Consider the following 8,289-nt stretch of genomic DNA (forward strand, 5'->3'; position numbering starts at 1 on the left):
GTAGCGCGCTCCACTGGATCAATATCTTGATAACGGCGACGGCTCAGGCTCTGCTAGTTGGCGCATGGTGCGGCGTGGATGACGTGGAGGATGTTTAGTTAAATCCTGTTGTAAAATTTCATAAAATTAACTAACACAACTTAAATCTAAGTCGTTTTATATAAATATATTTTTAGCAAATAAAAACTATAATAAAAGTAAATTTGGTCTCTTGGATCAAATATAATCAGTAAATTTTCAAAATTAAGAAAAAGGGGAACATGTGGAAAATGATAACGAAATTTTTAATAATAAATTAGAGCGCATAAAAGGTTTTGCATTTCTTGCAAATGTATTTTTTATAGCCAGCTTATTTATGGGGAATAGTGAATGGCCAGTCGGAGGCATAGTATTTCGCTTAATTTGGCTAATACTTATGTATGTTGCCGTTTCAAGGATTGCCAATATCGCCAAATCATCATCTTTGATGACTTTTTATACACTATTTATTTTGGGTATAATATTTTCAAATCTCATAACTATTCCTGCTTTAGATAACCCAAACATGCCTCTAAATGCCGGTATTGCTTTAGGAGCTTTAAGTATATTATTTTTAATTTGTATGTGGGCATTGATGTTTTTTGAACTCGCTAAGATAACCGGCGTAAAGCTATTTAGATGGTGCATATATGGCTACATTCTTTGTTTTATCGCGCTATCTACTACCCTTTACATGCTTTTAAACTCATTTTGGATAACCGATGAGATAAGATACGGCTTTGGTATAACTATAATAATATTTGTAATAACACAAATACTTTACTTTATCTCTTGGAATCGTATAAATATAATTCAAGAAGAGCAGAAAAGCAAAGAGAGCTAAGCTGGCTCGTTAAATTGAATATTTTTAATCATTAAGACTAAAAAACAAGTCCATTTATGGTTTGAGTTAAATTTTAGCTTAGCTTTGTTCAATTTGCAAAAGAGGCTATTAAATTGAAACGGATAAGTGCCGATTCCGCCATTCGTATCAAAAAGGTGCAGGACGGCCGAGTCAAATTTGACCTGTTTTGACAAATTCTCGCGAGACTATTCTCCCGCGCCGCACGTCAAATTTGACCCAAGCTCGCCCTACCCGTTCATCTTGGATAGCTTTTCGTTTTTGAGATTTGCCTCCATTTGGCGTATCTCCTCCTCGCCGCTCCTTACGACGTTTTCGTCGCACTCAAAGTTTTTGGCGTCTATTTTTTTCGGGTATTTTACGTTTGCTAGGATATGCCTAAAAAGGTTGATGCGAGCCTGTTTTTTGCTGTCTGAGACGATGATGGTCCATGGGCAAAACGGCGTGTTTGAAGCTAGCAGCATCGAGTACTTGGCGATGGTGTACTGATCCCAGAGCTCCTGGCTTTTTTCATCCACGGGAGAAATTTTAAACTGCTTGAGCGGGTCGGTGAGGCGTTCTTTGAAACGCTTTTTTTGCTCCTCTTTTGAAACCGAGAGGTAAAATTTAAAGAAAATGATGCCCGAGTTTTTGATCATCTCCTCAAATTTAGGCACCTCGCGCAAAAACTCCTTGTGCTCTTCTTGCGTGCAAAAGCCCATAACGGGCTCGACGCCGGCGCGGTTGTACCACGAGCGGTCAAAGATCACGATCTCGCCTGCGCTTGGCAAATGAGCGACGTAACGCTGAAAATACCACTGCGAGCGCTCGACGTCGCTCGGCTTTTCAAGCGCCACGATGCGGCAACCGCGCGGATTTAGATGCTCGGTTAGGCGCTTTATCGAGCCGCCCTTGCCCGCCGCGTCGCGCCCCTCGATGATGATGAGTACGCGCAGACCCTGCTCTTTTACGTGATTTTGAAATTTTAAAAGCTCGATTTGTAGCTTTCTAAGCTCGTGCTCGTAGTCGAATTTTACGCTATCCGTGCCGTTTTTACTCACTCTAAACCTCCTTTGGGTATTTTTAAAATATTACTATCAAATAATTAAAATTTAGCTAAAATACGCCTCTTAATTTAACATTTAACGCTGACTTTATGGGAGCTTGTGTAAAATACGACAAAAATTTCAAGGAATATTATGATTTTTAGGGTGATTTTTACGGCGATTCTGACTTGCTGCGCTATGTTTGCCGAACCGCTTTCGGTCAAAGAAGCCTTCGGTCTCACCGCGCACGCCGACGAGCAAAACGTCGAGTTTAGATTTGCCCCCGCGCCAAATATCCACGTCTACAAAGACAGCCTAGCAGCGAGCCTAGAGGATAAAATTTTAAACTCGCATCTAAACTTCCCAAAAGGCGAAATTTACGACGAACGCGAGGTTTATACGAGCCAATTTAGCCTTTTCGTACCGATAAATTTGCTAAAAGGGCTTAGCGGCGGCGAAAATTTCACGCTAAAGCTTGAATACCAAGGCTGTGCCAAAGACGGCATCTGCTACCAACCGCAAGTACTCAAATTTAGCGTCAAAAAGGGTCTTGGCGGCTACTCGGTCGCACAGATCATAGAGGCCGCCGAGCCTGATTTTGTAAGCTCGCAAGCCCCGCTTTCCGAGCAAGACTCCATCGCCGCAAGCCTTAGCAGCGCAAATTTCCTCCTCTCGCTCGCCACGTTTTTTGGCTACGGGTTGCTACTCTCGCTCACGCCTTGCATCTTTCCGATGATCCCGATCCTATCATCTATCATCGTCTCAAAACAAGCTAGCAGCACGCATGACGGCAAAAACGGTGCCGTAAATTTAAGCGCGTCAGACGAAACCTCGGCCAAATTTGATAGCGACAACCAGCACGCTAAAAATGACAAAAACAAAAAATCGCGCGCCGCGAGCGGCTTTTTCCTATCTCTTATCTACGTTTTTGCGATGGCGTGCGCCTACGCGGTCGCAGGCGTGGCGGCTAGCGTTTTTGGCTCGGGCGTGCAAAGCGCGCTGCAAACCCCGGCCGTACTGATCGGCTTTAGCCTCGTTTTCGTCGCGCTCGCGCTTTCGATGTTCGGACTTTACGAGCTTCAGATGCCCCTTGCCATGCAAAATGCGCTTAGCAAAAAAGCTCAAAGCAAAGGCGGAATAATCGGCGTTTTTGCGATGGGATTTTTATCCGCGCTCATCGCTAGCCCCTGCGTCGCCGCACCTCTTGCGGGCGCGCTGCTTTACATAGCGCAGAGCGGAAACGCGCTATTTGGCGGGCTTGCGCTATTTACGATGGGGCTTGGCATGGGCGTGCCGCTACTACTTATCGGTGCGAGCTCGGGTAAAATTTTACCGCGGCCGGGCGCTTGGATGGATAAAATCAAGACGCTTTTTGGCTTTATCATGCTAATAATGGCGGTTTGGCTGAGCGCGCGCGTGATAGGCGCTACGGCGGAGATACTGCTTTACGGCGTTATCGGCGTGTTTGCTAGCGTATTTTTCGGAGCTTTCGATGCGACAAGTAGCGAGCAAAGCGGCGGCAAAAAACTACTAAAAGGCACGGCGCTACTAGCCTTTATCTACTCTGTTTTGTTGATCGTGGGCTCATTTTCGGGTGCGAAATCGGCGCTAAATCCGCTTGAAGGTTTTAAAAATGCAGGCGGCGCGGGCGTAAATTTGAGTAAAAACGAACCGAATTTTATCGCCATCTCAAATTTGACCGAACTAGAAAATGCGGTAAAAAGCTCGTCTAAACCCGTGCTTATCGACTTTTATGCAACTTGGTGCGCTAGCTGCAACGAGCTTGACGAGATCACTTTTAAAGACGAAGCCGTGCTAAAAAAGATAGAAAATTTTACTCTTTTGCGAGTGGACGTAACGAAAAATAGCAGTGACGATGCGCATATAATGAAAAAATTCGGACTCATCGGGCCGCCTGCGATCCTATTTTTCCGTGCAGGTAGCCACATGCAAGACGAGCTAAAAAATGCACGCCTTATCGGCTTTTACCCGCCCGAAAAGTTTTTAGCCCATCTTGAAAAATTCGGGCTGTGAAATTTGTGCGGAGATTTTTACGGTTTTATCCTCAAAATTTTAGATAATTAAAGCTGATTTAAATTTTGCTCGCTATAATTTCGCCTATCGTTACCCTGTAGTTTAGTGGTAGAACTGCTGACTCTGGATCAGCTAACAGAGGTTCGAATCCTTTCAGGGTAACCAACTAATCTCCAAAATCCCAAAAACTCTAAACCTTGATTAAAACAGTTAAGCTATTATGCTTTCGCTGAATTTGCGCTGTCCATCGGCTAAAATTCAAAATTTCGAGTTATTCCGTGTTGATTTTAAAATAGCATTGAAGCTATGCTTGGTCGAATCATTTACCAAATTTGGTTTCAAGCATGCTATTTAGCGAGCTCTACTCCGCCGTCTTTGAAAATGTAAATATCTTTTTAAGCTTTACAAGGCCGAGCTTCATGCCGCTATATCTCATTATCTTTGCCATCTGCGTCCATCTAGGCTTTTCGTAGCATGGATGCGGGCACTTGCGGCAGCTTGGCTTGATATCGTGCGAACAGGCCAAAAGCCGCTCGTGAGCGTAGAAAAACAGCTGATCGCACTCGGCGCAAAGCTGCGCTTGGACGCTATGATTTAGATTTTCGCCCTTATAAATTAGCTCCAAATTTATCTCGCGTCTTGGCTCTAGCGCATGTTTGTCGCCGCAGTATGTTTGCAAAAATTTCGCCAGAGTCGTGACCTGTTCGGTAAATTTCTCATTTGTCATGCATTTTTCCTTTAGGCAAATTTACCAAATTTCGGGGCTTTGGGCGTTAATCTAACTCAATTCCAAATTTCTCTCGCGCCCTTTGCAGATCCTCCTCGCAGTCGATACCGATGCTGTCGCTTTGCACTTCGAGCATGAGGATTTTCTCGCCGTTTGATAGAGCGCGCAGTTGCTCTAGTTTTTCGGTATTTTCGAGCGTCGAAGGCGCAAAGGAGCAAAATCTTTTTAAATTTGCCGCGCTATAGCCGTAGATGCCCAGATGTGCCTTGTATGCGTCAAACGGTGCGCGGTCAAACGGGATGCGCGAGCGAGAAAAATAAAGCGCGTAGCCAGCGTCGTCGGTCACTACTTTGACCAGGTTTTTATCGTCCGCTAGCTCGCTGCCGACAAATTTAAAGCACGAAAACATAAATGCTCTCTCCGCGTTTTTCTCGCAAAATTCTCTAAATTTGACGATATTTTCAGGCTCGATAAAGGGCTCGTCGGCCTGCACGTTTATGATGATCTCGCTATCTTTGACGCCAAGCATGCCCGCAGCTTCGTTGATGCGGTCGGTTCCGCTTTGATGCGCCCGGCTCGTCATCACGGCTTTAAAGCCGAATTTTTGCGCGATCTGCACCACGCCCTCGTCGTCTGCGGCTATCACGACCTCGTCAGCCGCGCTCACCCTGCGCGCCGTAGCGACGAACATCGGAACGCCGTTTATCTCGCGTAAAATTTTATTAGGCATTCGCGTCGAAGCGAGCCTTGCCGGGATGATAATCATCGCTCGATCCAGGCTAAAATTTTAGCCTCTATATCGCTCTTTGCGGCGATTTCATTGTGTACGGCGGCTTTTGTAAAGAGTGACTTTATCGCGCCGGGCACTTCATCCTTAAACTCCGCTGCCAAAGCCTCAAGCCCGCTTTTTTCGTCTTTTAGCATTTCGTTTTTTAGCGCTTTAAACATACTCGGAGCAAATTTGACCCAGTGCGCGGTCGACGTTATCACGCACGGACGCGCTAAATTCGCCGCCACTTTAAAGCATGTAGCCGTGTGCGGATCGACGGCGACGCCCTTTGCTGCCCACTCTTTTATGTATTTCTCGCACTCCGCGTCGCTGCAAAAATCAGCATCAAAGTCCTCTTTTAGCGCGTCTAGCTCGCTATTTGAAAGCTCGTAAAAGCCTTCACTCGCAAGATTATCCATCAGCTCTTTGGTTCGCACGGCGCCGAATTTATCAAAAAGCAACCTCTCGACGTTTGAAGAAACAAGGATATCCATCGCAGGGCTGATCGTCTTAACCAGGCTTTTGCCGCGCAGATCGTATCGCCCCTGCGTGAAAAACTCGGTAAGGATGTTGTTTGCGTTTGAGACGATTTTGATTTTGCCGATTTTCGCGCCCATTTTTTTAGCGTAGTATGCGCCTAGGGCGTTGCCGAAGTTGCCGCTAGGCACGACGATGTCAAACTCGCCCTTTAGCTCGCCCGTTTTGAGTAGATAAACGTAGGCATAAACGTGATAGATGATCTGAAATAAAATTCGACCGAAATTTACCGAGTTCGCCGCCGAGAGCGAAAGTCCGGCCGCGCTTAGACGCTCTTTAAATTTCTCGCTAGCCAGCAGGCTTTTTAGCGCGCGCTGCGCATCGTCGAAGTTGCCCTCGATGCCGATTACTTTGAGGTTTGCGGCGTCGGCATTTATCATTTGTAGGCGCTGTACCTCACTCGTGCCGTCTTTTGGGTAGAGGCAAACGACTTTAACGCCGGGCGCGTCCGCAAAGGTCTCGAGCGTCGCAGGCCCCGTGTCGCCGCTGGTGGCGCACATTATGAGGTATTTTTCGCCTCTTTTTGCGGCTAGCTCGCTAAGTAGCGCGCCAAACGGCTGCAATGCCATATCCTTAAAAGCGCGCGTAGGCCCGTGATAAAGCTCGTTTACATAGATGTTTTCGCCGATTTTTCGCACTTGCACGGGATTTTGCGGATCGTCAAATCTCTCATACCGCTTCACCGCCCGCTCAAACATCGCCGCATCCGCGTCAAATCCAAATTTCTCTATGATTTTCAGAGCGATTTGCGCGTAGTTTAAATTTATAGCCTCTGCAAAAAAATTATCGTCCAGCCTAGGTAGCTGCGTCGGCGCGTAAAGCCCGCCGTGAGCGGAGCTGGGGCTAAGTAGCGCCTGGCTAAATTCCACGCTTTTTAGGCTCTCGCCCGCATTCGCTCTAGTTTGAAATAGCTTCATTTACTTTCCTTTTTTATCCATTTTTTGTATTTTTTGCTAGCTTTATCCGCCTTAAAAGCCACAATCTCTGGCAGATCGTAATCGTGATGTTTTGCGATAAATTTAGCGACTTTTTTAAATTTAACCGCGGTTTTTATGAGTAAGACCCGCTCCTTTTCGTCCTTTATCTCGCCGCCCCAAAAATAAACGCTATTTGCCTTAAAAACGCTGACGCAAGCGGCAAATTTAGCTTTTACGAGCTTTTTGGCTAGAGCTTTGGCTGCAACCTTATCGGCGCAAGAAGTTAGTATGAATTTCATTTAAAGCGTCCTAAAATTTTTAGGAGATTATAGAATTTTCTCTTTGATAATTCGTTTAAATTTATCCGCCAACGTCGTTTTTAGCGCGATAACGGAGAGCGGCAGGCCAAACTCCTCCATCTTTACGGCGTCTTTTCGCGTGACCAAAAGCGAGGTCGCGCCGTAGCGGGTTAGGATTTCTACCAGCTCGTCTCGCGAAAACGCGTAGTGATCGGGATATATCTCGCGCCCCACGCAAAGACTAAAATAAGGCTCCAAGCGCTGCGGATTTGCGATAGCGGTCACTAAAACCATCTTTTTAGTTTGATTTATGATTTCACTTGTGCGCGTAAAATCCTCGCCCTCTTTTACGACGTAGTCGGCTTTGGCGTAAAATTTGCTCGGGTAGCGATACGCGCCGCTAGGCAGGACGAAATCAAAATACGGCTTTGCAGATGGGCGGATCAGGACGTTAAATTTTTTGATGTGAAATTTGCCGAAGCCGTCGTCTAGCAACACGTACTTTGCGCCTAAATTTAGGGCTTCTTTTATCGCGACGTCGCGGTTTTCGCTCACGATGACGTTTGCGTTTTTCACGCTTTTTGCGTACTCCATGGCTTCGTCGCCGCTAGCCGTGACGCCCACTAAAATTTCGCCCGAGATCGCAACCTTGACGAGGCCGCTTGAAGCCCTGCCGTAGCCTCGCAAAATAACGCAGCCGCCCTCAAATTCGTTTAAGATAGCAATACCGAGCGGCGTCTTTCCGCTGCCGCCTAGGGTTAAATTTCCGATGCTGATAATCGGGATATCAAAATCTAAAGTTTTACTAAACTTGGCCTTTAAAATCACGCTCGCACAGTAAAGCGCACTCAATGGCAAAAGCACTATAGCTAGGCACTTTTGCCACAAATTCGGAGCGTAAAAATACTCCTGCGCGAAGGCGTAAATTTTCCTTTTAAACACGCGTTTTAGCTATCTCTCGCACGCTCTCGCAGATATAGGCGACCTCTTCGTCGCTAAGTGCCGTCTGCGCCTTGGGGTCCCAGTTGACGACGCGCACGCCGCGATAGATGAGCCCCTTGCGGTAGAGGTCGACGAAGACGTCGATGACGCTCTGGCTAC

At 46.5% G+C, this 8,289-nt stretch carries 9 protein-coding genes and 1 tRNA gene; 3 read left to right on the top strand and 7 right to left on the bottom strand.

What is annotated here, in order from left to right; all coding sequences use genetic code 11:
* Positions 1 to 262 precede the first annotated feature (262 nt).
* Positions 263 to 862, top strand: coding sequence for a hypothetical protein (locus Q0200_RS00210; protein ID WP_297936453.1), 600 nt, complete (start codon positions 263 to 265; stop codon positions 860 to 862).
* A 248-nt stretch (positions 863 to 1,110) separates the two neighbouring features.
* On the opposite strand, the gene ppk2 is transcribed toward Q0200_RS00210, so the two are convergent.
* Positions 1,111 to 1,920 carry a polyphosphate kinase 2 gene (ppk2, locus tag Q0200_RS00215; RefSeq protein ID WP_297936455.1) on the bottom strand — a complete coding sequence of 270 codons (810 nt, stop codon included), beginning with the start codon at positions 1,918 to 1,920 and terminating at the stop codon, positions 1,111 to 1,113.
* 138 nt (positions 1,921 to 2,058) lie between these two features.
* Between ppk2 and dsbD the strand changes: the two genes are divergently transcribed.
* Positions 2,059 to 3,939, top strand: a complete 1,881-nt coding sequence (gene dsbD, locus Q0200_RS00220; protein WP_297936457.1) for a protein-disulfide reductase DsbD — start codon at positions 2,059 to 2,061, stop codon at positions 3,937 to 3,939.
* A gap of 91 nt (positions 3,940 to 4,030) precedes the next feature.
* Positions 4,031 to 4,104: transfer RNA gene (locus Q0200_RS00225), tRNA-Gln, on the top strand.
* Positions 4,105 to 4,300: 196 nt separating this feature from the next.
* Here Q0200_RS00225 and Q0200_RS00230 read toward each other — a convergent pair.
* Genes Q0200_RS00230 through Q0200_RS00255 form a run of 6 tightly spaced genes read right to left on the bottom strand, consistent with a single transcriptional unit; the run spans position 4,301 to position 8,275 of the window.
* Positions 4,301 to 4,666, bottom strand: coding sequence for a nitrous oxide-stimulated promoter family protein (locus Q0200_RS00230; protein WP_297936458.1), 366 nt, complete (start codon positions 4,664 to 4,666; stop codon positions 4,301 to 4,303).
* 46 nt (positions 4,667 to 4,712) lie between these two features.
* Positions 4,713 to 5,432, bottom strand: coding sequence for a 3-deoxy-manno-octulosonate cytidylyltransferase (kdsB, locus tag Q0200_RS00235; protein WP_297936460.1), 720 nt, complete (start codon positions 5,430 to 5,432; stop codon positions 4,713 to 4,715).
* A complete protein-coding gene (gene thrC / locus Q0200_RS00240; RefSeq protein ID WP_297936462.1) occupies positions 5,429 to 6,889 on the bottom strand; it encodes a threonine synthase in 1,461 nt (486 codons plus the stop codon). Before thrC ends, kdsB begins: the two co-directional genes overlap by 4 nt.
* Entirely contained in the window at positions 6,886 to 7,188 is a 303-nt protein-coding gene (gene cutA, locus Q0200_RS00245; RefSeq protein WP_297936464.1) for a divalent cation tolerance protein CutA, read from the bottom strand. The genes thrC and cutA overlap by 4 nt, the downstream gene beginning before the upstream one ends.
* Before the next feature lie 27 nt (positions 7,189 to 7,215).
* A complete protein-coding gene (locus Q0200_RS00250; RefSeq protein WP_297936466.1) occupies positions 7,216 to 8,130 on the bottom strand; it encodes a tetraacyldisaccharide 4'-kinase in 915 nt (304 codons plus the stop codon).
* Positions 8,123 to 8,275, bottom strand: a complete 153-nt coding sequence (locus Q0200_RS00255; RefSeq protein WP_297936468.1) for a class I tRNA ligase family protein — start codon at positions 8,273 to 8,275, stop codon at positions 8,123 to 8,125. Before Q0200_RS00255 ends, Q0200_RS00250 begins: the two co-directional genes overlap by 8 nt.
* Positions 8,276 to 8,289: the final 14 nt, after the last annotated feature.

The sequence above is a fragment of the uncultured Campylobacter sp. genome, from assembly GCF_938045225.1.
In the GTDB taxonomy this organism is placed as follows: domain Bacteria; phylum Campylobacterota; class Campylobacteria; order Campylobacterales; family Campylobacteraceae; genus Campylobacter_A.

Excerpts from the sequence above, each read along its gene's own strand:
- cutA (WP_297936464.1), bottom strand. The coding sequence starts at position 7,188 with ATGAAATTCATACTAACTTCTTGCGCCGATAAGGTTGCAGCCAAAGCT.
- dsbD (WP_297936457.1), top strand. The coding sequence starts at position 2,059 with ATGATTTTTAGGGTGATTTTTACGGCGATTCTGACTTGCTGCGCTATG.
- thrC (WP_297936462.1), bottom strand. The coding sequence starts at position 6,889 with ATGAAGCTATTTCAAACTAGAGCGAATGCGGGCGAGAGCCTAAAAAGC.
- Q0200_RS00230 (WP_297936458.1), bottom strand. The coding sequence starts at position 4,666 with ATGACAAATGAGAAATTTACCGAACAGGTCACGACTCTGGCGAAATTT.
- kdsB (WP_297936460.1), bottom strand. The coding sequence starts at position 5,432 with ATGATTATCATCCCGGCAAGGCTCGCTTCGACGCGAATGCCTAATAAA.